Origin of the sequence: Moorena sp. SIO3B2 (genome assembly GCF_010692525.1) — a bacterium.
Lineage (GTDB): Bacteria > Cyanobacteriota > Cyanobacteriia > Cyanobacteriales > Coleofasciculaceae > Moorena > Moorena producens.
Genome location: NZ_JAAHHE010000104.1, coordinates 4355 through 21689, shown reverse-complemented (window position 1 = coordinate 21689; position 17335 = coordinate 4355). Strand labels below are relative to the sequence as shown.

Here is a 17335-nt window from a genome sequence, read left to right as displayed (position 1 = left end):
TTTGGGTTATATAACCGCAATCCCTAGCTTCGTTAAAGTACTGAAACCATAGATCTCCATAGGGATGATTGGTATACTTCCAGGGTTGAGTGTAGAGGTTCGTATAGTGGATTAACTTCGTATCTTTGTCATAGTAATCAAAGACATTCCAAAGGGGGTCTAGTTCTCCGATCTGGTAATGGTGATGAGCAAGAAAAGCAGGACTCATACGGGCAAGGTCAGGGTAAGAATACAGACCTTGCTCAATTTCGTCGTAGTAGGTTTCTAAATCAAAGTTGCATTTTTGACAATCGATCAGCATTACGCTCAAGCCCCAAAGGTCTTTAGCTTCACTGCTATAAGCTCTTTTTGCCAGGAAATCACAGCCATTCAAAGGTGTGTCTAATAGTTCACCAATATCAGTCAAACAGATAGTATCTGAGTCAATATAAATAGCTTTACCTTGATAGTTACAGAGCTGTGGAATCAAATATCGGTAGAGACTAAACTCAGTTGTATTCCGATATTTAACTCTTAAGGACATGGGAGCGATATAAGGCTGATCATCATTAAGTTCAATAGCATTGTGGGTGCCATTGAAAACATAAATATCCAGTTCCCTATGGCTATGCTTACGAAGAGAGTAAATTGATACTTTCCTCTCCAGTAGACTCGCTTCGCCAGATCCGATAAATACTCGCACACGCTCTTGATTTTTCATGGCTAATTTTCCTAATAGTGCTAGGAATTATTTATTAGTAATAATTTGATTAGGTAAATCTATGTGACTTTGACTAGTCTTGGAAAAAACTTGATCCTGTTTACTCTCTTTAGGTTCACCACGTTTACGAATAACCTTGCCTGGTACTCCTACAACTACGGAGTAAGGCTCAACACTCTTGGTTAAAACTGTCCCAGCACCGATGACAGAACCTTTACCTATTCTGCAACCATCAAGGATTCTTACTCCCGCTCCTATCCAAACATCATCTTCTATAATGACACCTTTCTTAGTAGACGGTTGAAGGTCGATAGGCGTATCAAGATCATCAAAGGTATAGTTTGAAGTAACAATTACAGTATGGGTAGCGATTCTGACCCAGTTTCCTATAACTAAGTCACCTGCACCATAAAGAAAACAGAAAGGGTTGACACTACAGTCACTACCAATTTTTATCTTACCCTGTGCAGATATGAGCATTGCTGAACTTCGGATAATTGAGCGATCGCCAATATGAATAGCAGAGTCTTCCAAATTACATTTAAGAGTTACATTATTTTCTACAATGACTCGATTTCCAAGAAATAATTTACTTAAATTATTTTTGATTACGCTTTTGCCTATATAACAGTCTTCCCCAAGATTTCCCAGGTTTTTATGGTAATAGTTTTGTATTACTTTTTTTTTATAATTATTCCGTAAATTACGAATTAACTTAAATAAGTTCCACATATTTGATAATGGTTATAAAAAAAATTATTGGGGTAATGCTTTCCATTTTCTAGGTTGATAAAATTGACATTGTGTCATTAATGAATTACTTTTAACTTTGAAGGTTAATGGTACGTGATCGTAGATATACTTAGGTGGCTTTTTGACCCAGACTCTACTAGAGTAAGAACCAGGTCTTAATCCAAGATAAGGCATTTCTAACTGAAGTTCAACTAGTCCATTATAAATTTTTAATATTGTGTTGTCTAGGTGACTATCGAGGTTTAATAATGGTTCCCCTTCTCCTGCAATTTCTCTAATCTGAAAACAAAGGATGCCATGAGAAATTTCTGTGTGAGCTTTGCACTTAACACACAAGTATAAAGGTTGACCACTCATAGGATATTCAATCCTATTTCCTTGTCCATCTCTAAAGTAAACGCCAATAATATCTAAACCAGTGCTTTCTTCTGGTGATTTTTCTTTCAAGAAAACAGCTCCCTGTGATTCCTGTTTGTTATCTAGGAACAAATCTTCATCATATTTTTGCATTACCACAGCCGCCTTACCAACTGCTAGTAATTTTCCTCGTTGAAGATAAATTGCTGAATCACAAATAGATAGAATAGAATTAGGATTGTGAGCTACTAGAACAAACGTTGTACCTTTATCACGTAATTCAGACAGCTTTCTATAGCATTTCATCCTAAACAGAAGATCGCCGACTGCTAGCACCTCATCAATCAGAAGAATATCTGGTTCTGTATGAATTGCACTAGCGAAGCCTAACCTTGCTGCCATTCCAGAACTATAGGTTTGTACCGGCGAATCAATCGCATCCCCAATTTCCGCAAACTCTAGAACTTGATCAAACCGCTGATCAATTTCTTCCTTCGACAACCCCAAAATCGACATATTGGCATAAATATTTTCCCGCCCTGTCAAAATCGGATTAAACCCTGCTCCCAAAGCAATCAATGGTGCCAACCGACCTTTAACTTCCACAGAGCCAACATCCGGCTTAATCAAACCACTAATAATCCGCAACAATGTCGATTTACCACTACCATTTGTCCCCACTAAGCCAATAGCTTCTCCTCGTCGCAATTGAATACTGACATCATTCAGTGCCCAAAACTCCTTTTTCCGCAGCTTCTCATCCTTCTGCCTCAATCCTACTAACTCAGTGGCAATATCATGGACCCCATATAATAAAGACCGCTTCAAGTCCCGACAAAACTTTTTAGAAACCCCATTAACCGAGAGAATGACTTCACTATCCTGGGATTTGTCCGCAACGTCTCGCTCAGTGCTACTAATCATAATTAAGAACTGATCCTCTCAACTACAAAAGGGATGGATAGACGATAGACAATCCAAGCTAGGAGCAATCCCACAACAGCAATCCCACTCGTAACCCAAAATCCCAGAGGTTCTGATATCACACCTGTCGTTGCCAACTCTCGTGTTGTCACCAGCAAAGGAGTGACTGGATTCAATTTCACAATAGCGCCAAATACCCCCTCACTAGGAACTGGGTAGACAACTGGAGTCAGAAACAACCAAAATCCAGTTGCCAAAGTAAGACCCATAGAAAAATCTTTATACAAGGCTCCCATCGGGGCTAATAACAAGCCAATAAATGTTCCGAATAAGACAAGATGAATGAAAGCCACTGGTGCTATAATCACGCTCCAACTTACTGGCATCCTGAACCAGATAAACAAGCCCACAATCAGAATCAGCTTGATACCAAAGTTAAAAAATACTTGACCCAGTTTGCTAAGAATAATGGCTTCACGGGGGAAATTAATTTTAGCCAACATCGCCTTTGCCTCGGTCACCGCTTGGACAGGACCATTCAGTGTTTCCACAAAAGTCTGCCACAGGGTCATGCTAAACATCACATAAGCTGGATAGGGCAAGCCCGTGCTACCAACATTAATCACCCCGTTACTCTTAGCCAAAGTAAAGCCAACAGCCGTCACAATTGGTGGTATAAAAGCCCAGATAATTCCCAGCAATGACTGGCGGTATTGAGCACTGATATCCCGGACCAGAAGTCGCCAAGCTAGTTCTCTAGAAGCCAGCAAGTCTCGCCCCATCTCTTGAAATAATTGAAGCGGATGCCTCATCTGACTCTCAGGGGTATAAACCACCCTGGGTAATCTCTGATCTGATCTTTGAGTCCGTTTCAAAACTATCTCCTCACTAAAATCCCTATGGTTACTCTGGTTTAAACTTGTGGAATAACAATCAATTATTTTATCGAATCGATTATATAATAATAAATTTTAAATTAATTTAAAATTTATTATTATCATAGCTTTACCATAGCGCCCTGCTAGGTTTTAGCTCTGAGGTATTTATACTTATTTAAGGTATTTTTTAAAAGAGTGTAATGGCCATTAATAAAACGTAATAATATAGGTTTTATTGCTAAAATATCAATGGTTTACAACTCTTTAAAGCTTGAATAATTTGATACTATTTTTTTGCTATAATCTACAGGTTATGGTGAGATTTTAAATCTAGAATTATGGTTTATAATAATTATCTGTTCAGTTATTCAAGAGTTATTGGTTAAATCTGGATAGTTTAGCCAATCAATTAAATTCATTGGTTCAGAAAAAAAACTCTACCCCAGTTGACCAAACTATTCTTCAGCCAATTTTTTTTCCAATCACCAGCCTTGATATCAAGTTGCGTTCAAAGATATCACGATTCACAATCAGGAGGGGGAAGAGGGGAAAGAGTCCAGAGTATACCATCGGGCACCTCTGGTTTAGAACCGGACTTTCCGACCCGTCTGTTGCCGGTAATATCATGTCAGGATAATTACCCTTAATAAAAATCTCCCCCATCTGGCCATCTGGCCATCTGGCCATCTCCCCACACTTCCCACCCTCCCCAAGCTCCCCGCGCCCCCCAAAATTGATGGGTATTCAACCAGACTTGATATAAGGGGTTAATCATTTCCCGACTCTTCGGATTTCAGCTCTCGGATCACTTAGCAGTTGGATAGTAAAAGATTTAGCTAAAGCTTCAAGAATCCCGGTCTATTTATAGCGGGGAGACTCAAGACAACCCATACAGGGCAATCACCAGTGGCGGAATAATCAATGCCATCAACAAACTTAATGGGGCACCCACCCTAGCAAAATCCAAAAACCTGTAACCCCCTGGCCCATAAACCATGGTATTGGTCTGATACCCAATCGGAGTCATAAAACTATTGGATGCTGCAAACATCACTGTAAACATAAATGCCAGAGGATTGAGACTCAAACTCTTAGCTACCTCCACAGCAATCGGCAATAGTAACACCACCGAAGCATTATTAGACAGCACCTCTGTGATCAGGACAGTAACCACATAGAACAGTGTTAACAACCAATAACCAGGGAGATTACCCCCCAGTGCCACTAAATTTTCCCCTAACCATTGGGTTGTGCCTGACTCCTTCATGGCTATTCCCAAAGGAATTAACCCAGCCAGCAGGAAAATAATATCCCAGCGTACTGTTCCGTACAGTTCCCCAGGCTTGAGACAACCAGTGATCACCATCAAGACTACTCCCAACAAGGCACTCACCATAATCGGTAGTACATTAAAGGCAGCTGCTAAGACTACCCCTACACTAATTGCGATCGCAATCCCTGCTTTGTCTCGCCGTAGGGTTTCTAAATCTCGCTGTCCAATCACCAACAAATCTCGACTGGTTTGCAATCCCAACAAACTTTGCCTCGGACCTTGTACCAACAGCACATCACCAAAGTGCAAGCAAACTCTTCCAAGTCTTTCTCTGACCAGTTCCTGTCCCCGTCGAATTGCCAAAACCGTACCGTTATAGCGTTGTCGAAACCGCATATCCTTTAAGGTTGAGCCAATTAAATTAGAGTTAGCCAGGATCAACACCTCAGCAATCCCTTCCTCCCCAGAGGTAAGACCCGTTTCCAAGGGTTGCTTTCCAAATTGGACATCAGCTAAGATTTCTATCCCTCGTTCATCTTTGACTCTCAGCAGACACTCCCGACCAGACCTCACAATCAAAATATCCCCTGGTCGCAATACTTTATCTGCCAGCGGTTGGGGAAAACGGCTACCATTGCGAATCAGTTCCAAAACGTCCAAATCAAACTTCCGCTGAATTTCACTGGCACGTAGGGTTTGCCCCACTAGGCTGGAATCTGGTGTAATGACAATTTCACTGACATACTCTTTGAGATTATAGTCCTGAGTGACAATACCATTGCTGGCTACTTTACGGTTGGGCAAAAGTCGGGGTGCCACTAGAGCCAAATATGCCAATCCTATGGTGAATGTAATTAGCCCCAATCGGGTGAATTGAAACAAGCTGAAATCACCATAGCCCAACTGTTTAGACAACCCACTGGCCAAGACATTAGTGGAGGTGCCAATGGTAGTGATCATGCCCCCTAAGATAGTGACAAAGGATAAGGGCATCAAAAGCCTAGAAGGGGAAATACTTTGCTTGCGGCACCAATCTTCTACAATAGGAAGTAGTACAGCCACCACAGCGGTATTGTTAATGAAGCCTGTTATGGGCCCAGCAATTATTCCCATGGTAAAGATTTGCTGGGTTGACTCCTTGCCTCCCCACTTCAGCAGTAGGTCATTCACGATTTGAAGCGCCCCAGTTCGGGCAATCCCAGCACTGAGGATAAACATAGCCATCACAGTGATCGTGGCAGGGTTGCCAAAACCGGAGATTCCCTGTTCTGGGGTGACTAGCTTTAGAAGCATAAGTAATACCATCACTGCGATCGCAGTGATATCCACTGGCATCCATTCCCTAATGAAACTGATTAAAGCTAGTAGGACAACGCTCAGGGTTAGAAATATAGTCATAGATAGCGATCGCTCTCACCAAAAAAGACTACCTTAGTTAGGTAGCTCATGGACATCCATCAAACATTTTGATAAATTTACCTATCCATGGAATTTATCTCGCCATATACTAGCCAAAATGATTCAATAACGCTATTAGTTAGCGTATCCTTTATCAAACTAATTTATAGTTATAGCAATGAGCATAAGCCTTAGGAAATCAAATTAATTTAAAGGTAACTTCGGAACTTCGGAACTTTGGAACAAGCATGTACTAATCTTTATTCCCCGAATTCATCCGTGACTATGAACTTAATTATTCATTATTATCTAGTCAAGTAGATCCCTTAATTAAAACTTTAAATTAAGACACCCTTGATTTAAAAAAAATTAATAATAAACTGTCAATTATTGTTGACTGTTAACTGTTGACTGTTAACTGTTGACTGTTAATCTTACCATCCCGCCAACAAAAAAATCAATTAAATTAAAATTGAATAAACTCCTGGGGGTTGCTCTGAGGATGCCAGGGGAACAGGTAGCTTCTGGAGTAGGGGAGTAGGGGATATTCCATGTCCGTCCCGATTCCCCCATCCCCCCATCTTCTTCAAAGTAAAGCGTGGTAGCTCACGCTTCGAGCAATTTTCCACTTCCCATCAAGCAGAATTCCCAGAGGGATCACCCTTACTACCCTTGTCAATACGCTTGATCGGTTTCGGTCTTGGTCTTTGGGGTTTGGGTGCTGTGGCTGTAGCCACGCCATCCTTTTTACGAGGAGGGCGTGGCTTCGGGTAACTCTTTTTAGCACCAAAACGTTTTTTATTTTTATTAAATGGTTTCCTCTTTGGTCCAAATTTGTTGAGAAAACCAATATCGTTTCCTTCCTGGATCACCAGGGTATTGGCTTGCAGCTGTGCATGTAAATCCCAAAAATGACCAACGACCCTTTCTCCCAGGCAACCCTTAAGCTTTAACTTGAAAAACTTAGGCTTATCTGACTCTTTACGAGGTAATTGCCTAATTTTAACAACGACTTGTTCCTTCTCCCGCGAATGGTAGATCACCTCGCCACGAATGGAAAAATAGCCATCCTTCGGAATCGGTTCCGCCTCAGCTTCTGAGGAGTCATTTGATGTCTCGACTTCTGCTTCGGACTGAGCAACTCCCGAGTCAGTTGTTTCAGCTGAAGCTGTGGGTTCGAGAGTTTCTGGTTCCCAGACGCCAACAATTTGGACATGTAAGTTATCGTCTGCTTGCCTGATGCGGGGATAGACAACCCAGAGGTGGGGCTGATTGAGATCTAAGTGATTCTTGACCAAACTCATGACCCGACCGAGTAACACCGCATCAATCAAGGTTCCATCTGCCGCTACAAGTGTTCCCCTGGTCAACTGCTCTGCGGAAGGCATATATTTGCCATTGACCAGACCAATGGCGCGGTATTGCCTAGGTTCACTGGGGGCAGGAATTGGGTGCTGTCTTGAGACCTTACTTGAGACCTGAGTAGTTACTTTCCCATTAGATTCAGCTAAGGGAGCTGATTTGGTGGTATCTTGAGAGCCACCAGTTGGTGTTTCTGGGGGCTGGTTTTGCACACTGGATACTTCCGGTGGTTGGATTCCAGATGACTCAGCTGAGTCGGGAAGCCGATTCACAGACGAATTCATATAACCTCCTAGCGGCGGAGACACATTCCCATGGGTGGTTTTGACTGACATTGGCAGCATTGTTTTGTCAACATCTTCCAGCTTTCCGGTGTCCTTTCCAGAAAAAATTATCCTGGATTCTTGCCACCACAAAACTGGAGGGTGAGCGCACTTGGTACTAGTCTACCCACTGTACAGAATGCAGTGAGATAAAGGCTAGATCCGCAAAGTTTATGGAATCTTTAATCTGAGCGGTTTCTAGCCGATTTAACTGAGCTTTAATGCTAGCTTATTTAATAGATAGGATTTATGGGAGGATACTTTAAAACCCCCAAATCGTTTCATAATGGCAATAGAGTTCAAGAAGGTTTTGTGTCTCAAAAGCGCAGTCTGTGGATCAAAATAGTGCTAGTACTAGCTGTGCTAGCGTTTATCGGTATTTCGATGATTCCTTTGCTAGGGAATATTTTCAAGGATAATCCCGCCTCTGTTGGGGCAACACCTACAGCTACACCAAATATGTCTGCCCAGCAGCAAGCAGAACTAGAAGCTCAAGCCAAGGGTTATGAACTAGTCTTGCAGCGAGAACCAGAAAATTTAACGGCTTTGAGAGGTCTGCTGGAGATACGGCTGCAGCTAAGAGACATCAAAGGCACGATTGAACCCCTAGAAAAGTTAGCCAAACTCAATACTGACCAGACAGATTATGGAGTCTTGCTGGCTCAGGTAAAACAACAAATTGGCGATCGCGAAGGAGCAGCTCAAGCCTATCGGGACATATTAAACGCTAAGCCTGGGGATATGAATGCTCTGCAAGGGTTAGTTAGTTTGCTAACCCAGGAAAACCGCCCAGAAGCAGCCATCGGTTTGCTGCAAGACACCTTAAAAAGTTCCCAGCAAGTCAATGAAATTAAGCCTGGGAGCATTGATGTCATTTCTGTGCAGTTGTTGTTAGGTCAAGTTTACGCGAATCAGAAGCGTTATGACGAAGCCACAGCTATATATGACCAGGCAATCAAAGGCAACCAAGATGACTGGAGACCAGTGCTAGCTAAAGCCATGATTTTTCAAGAACAGGGTAACACTGAAAAGGCTAAACCCCTCTTTGACCAGGCTACATCCCTAGCACCAGCCAAGTACAAAGACCAAGTCAAACAGTTGGCAGCCGAAACTCCAAAAACTCCGGAAACTCCCGAAATTCCCGAAACTCCCGAAGATTAGTGATGAGTAACCGACACAGAGTACTAACGCTAGTTACCCATGACTCGACCACTGAGGCAGTCTCGGACTAGTAATCAATACTTCCGCTCTTTCGGTTCAAACAAGGTCATGCTTACCGGTTTATATTGCAGGTCAATACCTGCGGATGAGTAAAAAGCTAGGGTGTGTTTGAGAAAATTGGGATCATCCCGTTGGGGATAATCCTCCCGGCTATGGGCACCCCGGCTTTCTCGTCGGTTCAGGGCAGATGTAAGAATGATTTCTCCGACTATCATTAAATTGCGCAGTTCCAAGGCTTCGATAATTTCCGTGTTCCAACAGTTGCCTTTGTCATCCAAATAAATTTGCTGGTACTGTTGTTTCAATTGTTCCAGTTGGTTTAACCCCTCCTCCATGGAAGCTTGGTTACGGAAAACGCCACAGAATTGGGTCATACAGTCTTGGAAGGCTTGACGCAACTGGTTAAGCCGTAAGGTGCCAGATTTTTCCACAAGGGCTTTGATTTTTGCCTGGGCTGCATTGAGGTAGGATTGCTCATCAATGTCTGGTAACTTCCGGTCTTGGACGTATTTTGCGATCGCAGCACCAGTTCTTTTGCCATAAACGACACATTCCAACAGGGAATTACTCCCGAGGCGATTTGCCCCATGAACAGAGATACAGGCTGATTCCCCAGCGGCAAAGAAGCCCTCAATTAACCCATCTTTACCACTATGGACTTGCCCATCGGTGTTGACAGGGATTCCCCCCATGGAGTAGTGGGCAGTTGGTCGTACTGGCATTGGTTGATGTACTGCGTCAATACCAAGCAAGCGATGGGCTTCTTCCCAGCAAAACGGAATCCGACTCATAATCTTGTCTTTGCCCATATGGCGCAGGTCAAGGTAAACAAAAGGTCCACCTGCACTGCCATCAGGATGAATTCCACGACCAGCTCTGAGTTCTAGGGTAATCGCTCTTGAAGTAATATCCCGGGGTGCCAGTTCCATTTGTTTGGGGGCGTAGTCGCTCATAAAGCGATCACCTTCTGAGTTAATCAGATAAGCCCCTTCCCCTCGTACCGCCTCAGAAATCAAAACCCCCACCGGATACAAGCCCGTAGGGTGAAACTGTACAAACTCCATATCTTCCAAAGGCACCCCAGCCAGAGCTGACATTGCCAGACCATCCCCAGTGGAGGCAAAGTCATTGGAGGTCGTATTAAATACCCGTCCATAACCCCCGGTAGCGAACATGACAGCTTTTGCCCGTACTACTTCCACCTTCGTGTCTAGGAGCTGGAACATAACCACCCCTTTTGCCTGACCCTCTTCCAAAATCAGCTGCATAACGTACCACTCATCGTAGAGTTTGACACCGTTATGCCGGAGATTGTTCACCAGTTCATGCAAAATGGCGTGACCCGTCTTATCTGCCGCGTAGCAAGTGCGCCGATGGGAATGACCTCCAAAAGCCCTCTGAGCAATCCGACCATCCGGTAAGCGGGAAAACAGCACCCCCATGTGTTCCAGCTCAATGACTACCTCTGGAGCCTCTTTGGTGAGGATTTCTACTGCATCCTGGTCTGCCAAGTAGTCAGACCCTTTAACCGTGTCAAAGGCATGGGCTTCCCAGCTATCGGACGCATCAACATTCTTCAGAGTAGCTGCCATACCCCCTTGGGCAGCCACCGAATGGGAACGAATTGGGTGAGTTTTAGCCACAAGGGCGACATCCAGCTTAGGCTCAGAGCGTTTAATCTCTAAAGCAGCGCGACATCCAGCTAATCCCCCACCGACAATAATGACATCGTGTTCTAGCATCTCGGTCGTATTATGGAATCCGAATTCCTATTTTATGCTCTAGGTTATAGCCTCTAGGCATCTAGCCTCTAGGCATCTAGCCCCTAGGATTCTGACAAAGAATGAAGCGCCCCTCATCAAGCACGGAGGCTCTCAACTCTCCTTCCCCGGGTTCTGAAAAAGCCGGGGATGGTTCGGATTCTCTTCAACCGGTCGCCTCAATCGGTTTCTGTCTAGGCGCTCTGCCGACCGCTGTTGATGTGGTTTCCTCCTCTTCCATCTGAGCAATTTCAATATGGTTTAACAATGTAGTCACGAAGGCAAAGAGCAGGAAGGGCAGAGATAGTACCAAAATCAGCCCGACAGTTGCCAGAGCGTAAATTTGGCGGTCAGCACTCCAAAGAGCTAAGGCTGAGGCGAGACTCAGGAAAATTACGATTAACCAAACCATAATTTGTCCATAAATGTCACCAAAGCTTAGGGTGCAGACAATGCGATATCGTTGTAAGTTATCCATGGCATCTCTTGACACATTTCTTTATTTTTGTGACATACTCCCGACGCTGACAAGCGCGGTACAGCGCGGGCTTCTTACCAACTCCAGCCATCGCTTCGGATACTCGGTAAGCTTTATTAACGACACGGGATGCCCCTCCGCGCCGGAACAATACAAGAAGTTCTAGAACCAAAGTACTGCAGGTGCGAGCCCGTTGGTGCGACCCAAGGCCGGGTTCCCCGGCCTTGGGTCGCACCGCCACGCGAATTTAATTCGCCGACGGAAAGCGCACCTATGGAATTTTACCCATTCACAGATAACTCAAACTATCGAGTTTTTCTGAAGGTCACCCCATATTCTTTGTTGTCAAGGTTTAATTAGTAGGTGGCGATTAGCTCTTAATTTGATGTCCCTACTATACCTAGTATGTCACAGTTAATTGGCAAGCTCCGTTACGACCCTTGCCCCGCTGTCATCCTAGAGATGAAACCTTAGAATAGGGTCGCCTTAATCAATGAGTTTTAACCTTTTTCCGCATAGCCTGCCAACCATAAAGGCGACCCTATTCTTACGGTAACTTCAAGACACTTACCCTATCGGGTAAAGTGCGGGGCTTCTCGCGGTTTAGCTAAGCATATGCGTCTCATCCAGGTTTGGGGGATTTCTCAATAATTTTTAAGAGGAGCGCAACATCACTTTACATTTAGACCTTAGTCCTATGTATTTTGTGAGCCAAATTAAGCCAGATGGTATTGACTTTTGACCAATAACCAAAGAGCGCCCTCGGTAGGATTTGAACCCACGACCCAGGGATTAGAAATCCCTTGCTCTATCCACTGAGCTACGAGGGCATAGCTATATCATACATCAGAAAAAACTGTTTTTGCTTGGCTGGTGATCGGGTACCAGTCTCTGTGTGGCTAATACCTAGTCCTATCAAGGCGCTTTGGGGGTATTCACTCCTGTGTCGGTAAACCATAAACAACTATTATACCAATTTCAAACGGGACAGTCAAGGTCAAGGAGGAACAGGGAACTTAGGATCAAGCAACAATGGCTCCGGTAACAGAAAGCATTCCCCGTTAACCGTTGCCCGTTCCCCGTTCCCGATCTCAGGAGAGCCTTGGGCTTAAGTGGATAGCCACCACAATTATCGATTGCTTGTCTCAATTAGCGGTAAGACTCAAGGCACTTAGCTCGAACCCGAGTTAAGGTAGGTACATAGTCAGTGTCACTGATCAGAACTTAGTCAGACCCTGTCACAAGGATTCTGATCAGGAGATAGTGACTAGTACTCTGTCAAAATTGAATTGAGGGGTAAACTATACTTTTCCGGATTAGGCACGCTTTTACTAGGCATTAGGTATGACTTAACACCTTGCCACCGTGCCACCGTGCGACCTTGCCCTAACCCTCAAAACTAAATTGACAGAGTACTAGGGGGTTAGAACACTTCGTCAACAGCACCCCCTGACCCTGTCAGGAGTCATGTGCCAGTATCATGTTTATTTTGAAAAGGCAGGATGTTGAAATCTCTAGTATTCAGCACCCACAGAGGGAGCAGCAAATCCCGATTCTCAATTACCAGGGGCAAACCTTTCGCCTGCTCAGTGTATTTGGTTCCACTCAGGAAGAGGAAGCCATAGCTTTCTGGCGAGACCTCACCGATAATCGGGGCAAAGCTTGTGTATTGTTGGAAGAACCTGACCGCTACAGCGTTTGGGGAAAAATCCGTCTGGAGCAATTAGGCACTGAACCCAGCTCTGAGGGCACTAGGGTATCCTACATTCAAGCCTGTCTTTTGCTACTACAGACGGTGTATATGGATGTGGAAGACTTCTTAGGAGCTAGACAAGCTGGGTTGTTTCAGAAGGATATCGCCAAGATCTTGATAGATTTAAACTTTCCCCAGGTTGAATCGACCCAAGCTGTACAACAATTGCTCAAAATCGACCCCCTTACCAACTCTGATTTTCCTACCTGGGAAGAACATGATTTGATCACCCTGTTGCAAGAACTCTATCGCTTAGGTAAAGACTATTTTGGCAATACCAACTTTGCTCAGGGGGTTAGCGATATATTGCAGGATATGCCCCCTCAGGAGCAAACTCAGTTTATCAACTGGCTTAACAACTCTGATCTTGGTAATCTATGGCAATAATCTACAATTGAAAATAAGCTTAAGAATCATAGATATTTTAGCTGCCTAACCATAGTCTTATTGTGCTAGTCAGTGATAAGTGTGAAATTCCTTATGAGCAGCTCTGCAGAACGGTCATCAGGTAATCTATCCCCCCTCAGCAGCAATACCATCATCTATGGTGGTATTGCTTGGGCGATTATCTCCCTATTATTCTTCTTGCTGTTTGGGATTACATCCCCTGGGCAAGAAAGTCCATTTTGGTACCTGATTACTACCTACTTTTTAGAATGTATACCCTTCCTAGTAGCAAGTATTCTCTGTTTCAGAAATTGGCGTAGCCCTCAGATTGCCAGTGGACGAAATGTCTGGCTAGGACTTGGTCTGGGGAATCTGTTCTATTTGATGGGTGACTTGATATTCGGTGTGTGGGAGCTGTATTTTCACCTTAACCCTGATGTATCACTAGCAGATGTGTTTTACTTATCGTCCTACGTATGTCTTGGGGTAGGCATGTTTTTAGCAGTTATTCCCAGGCGCTTAAACTTAGAACTTTGGCAAGGGTTAACGATTGTAGCGATTGCCATAGTGGGGATGGCCTTAGCTGCTTTGCTGTTACTTGCCCCTTCCCTCGAATCCAGCACTCCTGAATCTGGTGATTTGATAATTGCGTATTCTATTTCTGACTCGACCACAGCAGTTCCGGTCAAGGACAATAATGCTATGGTCATCTCGGCAGAGCCATCTGAAATAACCAACTCTGAGGCAAATCAGAGTACCGATCATAATTCTCCAAGGTGGGCTATTGAACTTGACAACTCACTGAGTGCCTATTCAAACCAATTGACGACCCTCTACATTGCTTTCGATGTAATTCTGCTGATTATTGCCTCATCCCTACTGTTAGCGTTTTGGGGTGGACGTTTTTCCCAATCCTGGCAAATGATTGCCGCTGCCACATTTTGCCTGTACATTGCAGATATGTGGTTTAAGTATGCTGAGACTAGACCGAACTACGAAAGTGGCGGTTTACCAGAAGTCTTTTTTGTATTCAGTGGTGTATTGTTTGCAATAGGGGCTGCCCTGGAATATCAAATATCGAGCCGTTCCCGTCGTGGTTCACGCAGGCGAGCTGAAAAAGTAGCATGAGTCCAAGAAAACTATCTGATGTCGATAAACAGGACATCCTAGAACTATATCGACAGACAGCAGAGACAACTTCAACGCTGGCTGACCGTTATGGAGTTAGTAACTCCACCATTAGCCGTATCCTTAAGAGCAACTTGTTGGAGCCAGAATACGAGGCTCTAATCCAACAAAAGCGCTCTAATCGTACTGCTGATCATGTTTCCTCTTCTACTGTCAAAACGGCTAAGCCTGTGGTAGATTCAGCAGCTCAATCATCACTAGTTGGACTCGAAAATGAACCATTAGCAAATGAACCATTAGCAGAATCTATCAGTGATTTATTGACTTCAACCTCTACTGATGGACGTCGGCGGCGTAAGCGTTCCTCTGTGGCTACTCAACCACCAGTGGAGGAAGAGGAGCAACATACCCAACTGCAACTAGATATTACCACATCAGGTTCAGATGAAGATAAGTCTGTTGATGACCAAGATGAATTCTTACCTGAGGATAAGGGACTAGCAACTAGGAGATTCGCTGAGTTGCTGGACGAAGATTTAGGGGATTTGGATCAAGATGATGATTTAGAGGATTTGGATGACCTAGATGATCTAGATGACCTAGATGACCTAGATGATCTAGATGACCTAGATGAAGATTGGGACGATGACTTGCCAGATCCTGAGATTCACGAATCCATCAGAACCTCTGTGGCTAAAAGCGGTTCTTACATTGAAATTTTGCCCCTCTCGGAAGCTTCCCTTCCTAAAACCTGCTATTTGGTAGTCAGCCGAGCGGCGGAGTTAATTGCTCGCCCTCTCAATGAGTTTAGCGACCTCGGACAAATTCCTGACGAAGAAGTTCAAGAGACAACCTTGCCAGTATTTGAAAACCATAGGGTAGCACGGCGTTTTTCTAACCGTTCTGAGCGAGTCATCAAGGTTCCTGATGCTCAGATGCTTCAGAAGACCTCTTCCTATTTGCAAGCTAAAGGAATTACCCGATTATTAATTGATGGTCAGGTCTATTCTATTTAATATCAAGTCCGCTGGCTTCTGGGTGAGGGACTTTCGCCTTTAGGGTTTTAGGGAGTCGGGAGTCGGGAGTCGGAATTCCCCCTACTGCTGGCGGAAGGGTGGGAGGGGGGAAGCAAATGGAATGTACTTCATAAGTATTTGAAACGCTATAACTATTGATATAACTTACTTGATATAACTTAAGCGCTTTGAGCGAGGGCAAATAGTTGGTCAGCTGTGGACTCAATCAGCTCCCGTTTAACTAGTCGGTAACGCCAAGATTCTGGTATCCCTTGATATCCATAAAATGCCCCTGCCAATTGTCCGTAAACTGCCCCGGTGGTATCAGCATCATCACCCAAGTTGACGGCTAACAGACAGCCTTCCCGAAACGAGCTACTGTGCTCAAAGGCCCATAACGCGGCTTCTAAGGATTTGACTACATAACCTGTCCCCTTAATTTCTGGGGGCTGGCGGTATTTGAAGGATCCTGTGGCAATTTCGTGTATTTCCCCAACCATTGGGTTTTCTTGCCAGTATTGAGGAATGGGGCAATAGAGTTCCGAAAGCAGTTCTTCTTTGCTTACTCCATTAACTGCTCCCACTAGCAGGGCCCCCAAGTAGCGACAGGCATCTACAGCGGTTGCTACTCCATGAGTGGTGCGTGAACTATCACCAGACTTCTCGATCGCTTCTCTGGGTTTTTTAGCATAAAACAAAGGCACAGGAGCCAAGCGCATGATAGACCCATTACCAGCACTACGGGGAGCTGTGGAACCACAGTAAGGGTTTTGGGTTATTTGAAATTGCTGCAAGGCTTGGGATACTGTGTTTCCAATGTCAAAACACTGACCTGTGCTGCTGAGATAACCTTCTCGGGACCATCGCAGATACTGCTGTAATTGATCAACTGGATCAAACCCCTGTTGCTCAATCAAACTATGGGCTAAACACAGAGCCATGGATGTATCATCAGTCCAGTAGCCAGGCTTCAAACCAAAAGTCCCACCACCCACCATATCTTGAATCGGGGTAAAAGAGCCTGGTGGCTTAAACTCTAAAGTAGTACCGACTGCATCCCCGACAGCCAATCCTAAGAGACTGCCACGGTAACGGTTAATTAGCTCCATGAGATAATTCCTCCTGTGACATACTCCCACACTGACAAGCACGGTTCAGTGTGGGCTTCTTACCAACTCCACCCAACGGTATCGGCTTTCGCCGACGCGGGGCGCGTTCGGATACTCGGTAAGCTTTATTAACGACACGGGATGCCCCTCCGCGCCGGAACAATACAATAATTTCTATTTTTAATTAGTAGGTGGCGGTTAGCTCTTAATTTATTTTCCCTACTACATCTAGTATAGACGATATTCAATTGTAATTGTTTCCTTATTCCATGCAATAAGAGCGCAAAATTCATCCCATAAGACGCGCGCCTTAGATAGGGTCGCTTTACTACATGCATATTTAACCCTTTTACGCATAACCGACTAACCATAAAAGCGACCCTATCTTACGGTAACTTTAAACACTCATGCTGCGCATTGAGATGTGGGGCTTCTTTTGCTAGAAGCTAATCCATCACCTCTGCTACTCTAGTGTTGGTGTTTTTTGCATCTTCGCGGTTAATCAAAATCCTGAT

Annotated in this window: 15 protein-coding genes and 1 tRNA gene; 4 read left to right on the top strand and 12 right to left on the bottom strand. The window is 44.3% G+C overall.

All coding sequences use genetic code 11. The annotated features are described in order from the left end of the window. From F6K38_RS20690 to patR, 8 genes are all read right to left on the bottom strand, one after another. Window positions 1–700 (bottom strand): glycosyl transferase (locus F6K38_RS20690; protein WP_287357306.1); only part of this gene is annotated, 700 nt, incomplete at its 3' end. Between the two features lie 27 nt (window positions 701–727). After that, complete coding sequence (locus F6K38_RS20685; protein ID WP_008179282.1) at window positions 728–1432, bottom strand: acyltransferase; 705 nt, start codon at window positions 1430–1432, stop codon at window positions 728–730. Window positions 1433–1456: 24 nt separating this feature from the next. Beyond that, window positions 1457–2734 carry an ABC transporter ATP-binding protein gene (locus F6K38_RS20680; protein WP_008179284.1) on the bottom strand — a complete coding sequence of 426 codons (1278 nt, stop codon included), beginning with the start codon at window positions 2732–2734 and terminating at the stop codon, window positions 1457–1459. Window positions 2735–2736: 2 nt separating this feature from the next. Next, on the bottom strand, window positions 2737–3546 hold the full coding sequence (locus F6K38_RS20675; protein ID WP_081431980.1) for an ABC transporter permease: 810 nt from the start codon (window positions 3544–3546) through the stop codon (window positions 2737–2739). Window positions 3547–4074: 528 nt separating this feature from the next. Further along, window positions 4075–4299, bottom strand: coding sequence for a hypothetical protein (locus tag F6K38_RS20670; protein ID WP_229414283.1), 225 nt, complete (start codon window positions 4297–4299; stop codon window positions 4075–4077). Between the two features lie 190 nt (window positions 4300–4489). Then, window positions 4490–6283, bottom strand: coding sequence for an SLC13 family permease (locus tag F6K38_RS20665; RefSeq protein WP_008179293.1), 1794 nt, complete (start codon window positions 6281–6283; stop codon window positions 4490–4492). A gap of 461 nt (window positions 6284–6744) precedes the next feature. Further along, complete coding sequence (locus F6K38_RS20660) at window positions 6745–6912, bottom strand: hypothetical protein (RefSeq protein WP_154659665.1); 168 nt, start codon at window positions 6910–6912, stop codon at window positions 6745–6747. A gap of 6 nt (window positions 6913–6918) precedes the next feature. Beyond that, entirely contained in the window at window positions 6919–7929 is a 1011-nt protein-coding gene (patR, locus tag F6K38_RS20655; RefSeq protein ID WP_044492236.1) for a heterocyst master regulator PatR, read from the bottom strand. A 351-nt stretch (window positions 7930–8280) separates the two neighbouring features. On the opposite strand from patR, the gene F6K38_RS20650 reads away from it, so the two are divergent. After that, complete coding sequence (locus tag F6K38_RS20650; RefSeq protein WP_044492237.1) at window positions 8281–9129, top strand: tetratricopeptide repeat protein; 849 nt, start codon at window positions 8281–8283, stop codon at window positions 9127–9129. Window positions 9130–9203: 74 nt separating this feature from the next. Here the strand turns inward: F6K38_RS20650 and F6K38_RS20645 are convergent, their stop codons facing one another. The 3 genes from F6K38_RS20645 to F6K38_RS20635 form a co-directional block, all read right to left on the bottom strand. Beyond that, a complete protein-coding gene (locus F6K38_RS20645; protein WP_008179299.1) occupies window positions 9204–10931 on the bottom strand; it encodes a succinate dehydrogenase/fumarate reductase flavoprotein subunit in 1728 nt (575 codons plus the stop codon). Between the two features lie 184 nt (window positions 10932–11115). Further along, on the bottom strand, window positions 11116–11427 hold the full coding sequence (locus F6K38_RS20640; RefSeq protein ID WP_008179300.1) for a hypothetical protein: 312 nt from the start codon (window positions 11425–11427) through the stop codon (window positions 11116–11118). Window positions 11428–12184: 757 nt separating this feature from the next. After that, a tRNA-Arg gene (locus F6K38_RS20635) sits at window positions 12185–12257 on the bottom strand. 650 nt (window positions 12258–12907) lie between these two features. Between F6K38_RS20635 and F6K38_RS20630 the strand changes: the two genes are divergently transcribed. From F6K38_RS20630 to F6K38_RS20620, 3 genes are all read left to right on the top strand, one after another. Further along, the gene (locus F6K38_RS20630) at window positions 12908–13567 is read left to right on the top strand and encodes an Npun_F0813 family protein (protein WP_008179302.1); all 660 of its coding nucleotides are present in this window, start codon (window positions 12908–12910) and stop codon (window positions 13565–13567) included. Window positions 13568–13660: 93 nt separating this feature from the next. Then, entirely contained in the window at window positions 13661–14695 is a 1035-nt protein-coding gene (locus F6K38_RS20625; protein ID WP_008179304.1) for a hypothetical protein, read from the top strand. Beyond that, window positions 14692–15711, top strand: a complete 1020-nt coding sequence (locus tag F6K38_RS20620; RefSeq protein ID WP_008179306.1) for a helix-turn-helix domain-containing protein — start codon at window positions 14692–14694, stop codon at window positions 15709–15711. Before F6K38_RS20625 ends, F6K38_RS20620 begins: the two co-directional genes overlap by 4 nt. Before the next feature lie 179 nt (window positions 15712–15890). On the opposite strand, the gene F6K38_RS20615 is transcribed toward F6K38_RS20620, so the two are convergent. Then, window positions 15891–16820 carry an ADP-ribosylglycohydrolase family protein gene (locus F6K38_RS20615; protein WP_008179308.1) on the bottom strand — a complete coding sequence of 310 codons (930 nt, stop codon included), beginning with the start codon at window positions 16818–16820 and terminating at the stop codon, window positions 15891–15893. Between the last annotated feature and the right edge of the window lie 515 nt (window positions 16821–17335).

Coding starts and splice junctions, on each gene's coding strand:
- F6K38_RS20645 (WP_008179299.1), bottom strand. CDS start 10,931: ATGCTAGAACACGATGTCATTATTGTCGGTGGGGGATTAGCTGGATGT.
- F6K38_RS20615 (WP_008179308.1), bottom strand. CDS start 16,820: ATGGAGCTAATTAACCGTTACCGTGGCAGTCTCTTAGGATTGGCTGTC.
- F6K38_RS20640 (WP_008179300.1), bottom strand. CDS start 11,427: ATGGATAACTTACAACGATATCGCATTGTCTGCACCCTAAGCTTTGGT.
- F6K38_RS20625 (WP_008179304.1), top strand. CDS start 13,661: ATGAGCAGCTCTGCAGAACGGTCATCAGGTAATCTATCCCCCCTCAGC.
- F6K38_RS20675 (WP_081431980.1), bottom strand. CDS start 3,546: ATGAGGCATCCGCTTCAATTATTTCAAGAGATGGGGCGAGACTTGCTG.
- F6K38_RS20630 (WP_008179302.1), top strand. CDS start 12,908: ATGTTTATTTTGAAAAGGCAGGATGTTGAAATCTCTAGTATTCAGCAC.
- F6K38_RS20680 (WP_008179284.1), bottom strand. CDS start 2,734: ATGATTAGTAGCACTGAGCGAGACGTTGCGGACAAATCCCAGGATAGT.
- F6K38_RS20620 (WP_008179306.1), top strand. CDS start 14,692: ATGAGTCCAAGAAAACTATCTGATGTCGATAAACAGGACATCCTAGAA.
- F6K38_RS20670 (WP_229414283.1), bottom strand. CDS start 4,299: ATGGCCAGATGGCCAGATGGCCAGATGGGGGAGATTTTTATTAAGGGT.
- F6K38_RS20665 (WP_008179293.1), bottom strand. CDS start 6,283: ATGACTATATTTCTAACCCTGAGCGTTGTCCTACTAGCTTTAATCAGT.
- patR (WP_044492236.1), bottom strand. CDS start 7,929: ATGAATTCGTCTGTGAATCGGCTTCCCGACTCAGCTGAGTCATCTGGA.
- F6K38_RS20685 (WP_008179282.1), bottom strand. CDS start 1,432: ATGTGGAACTTATTTAAGTTAATTCGTAATTTACGGAATAATTATAAA.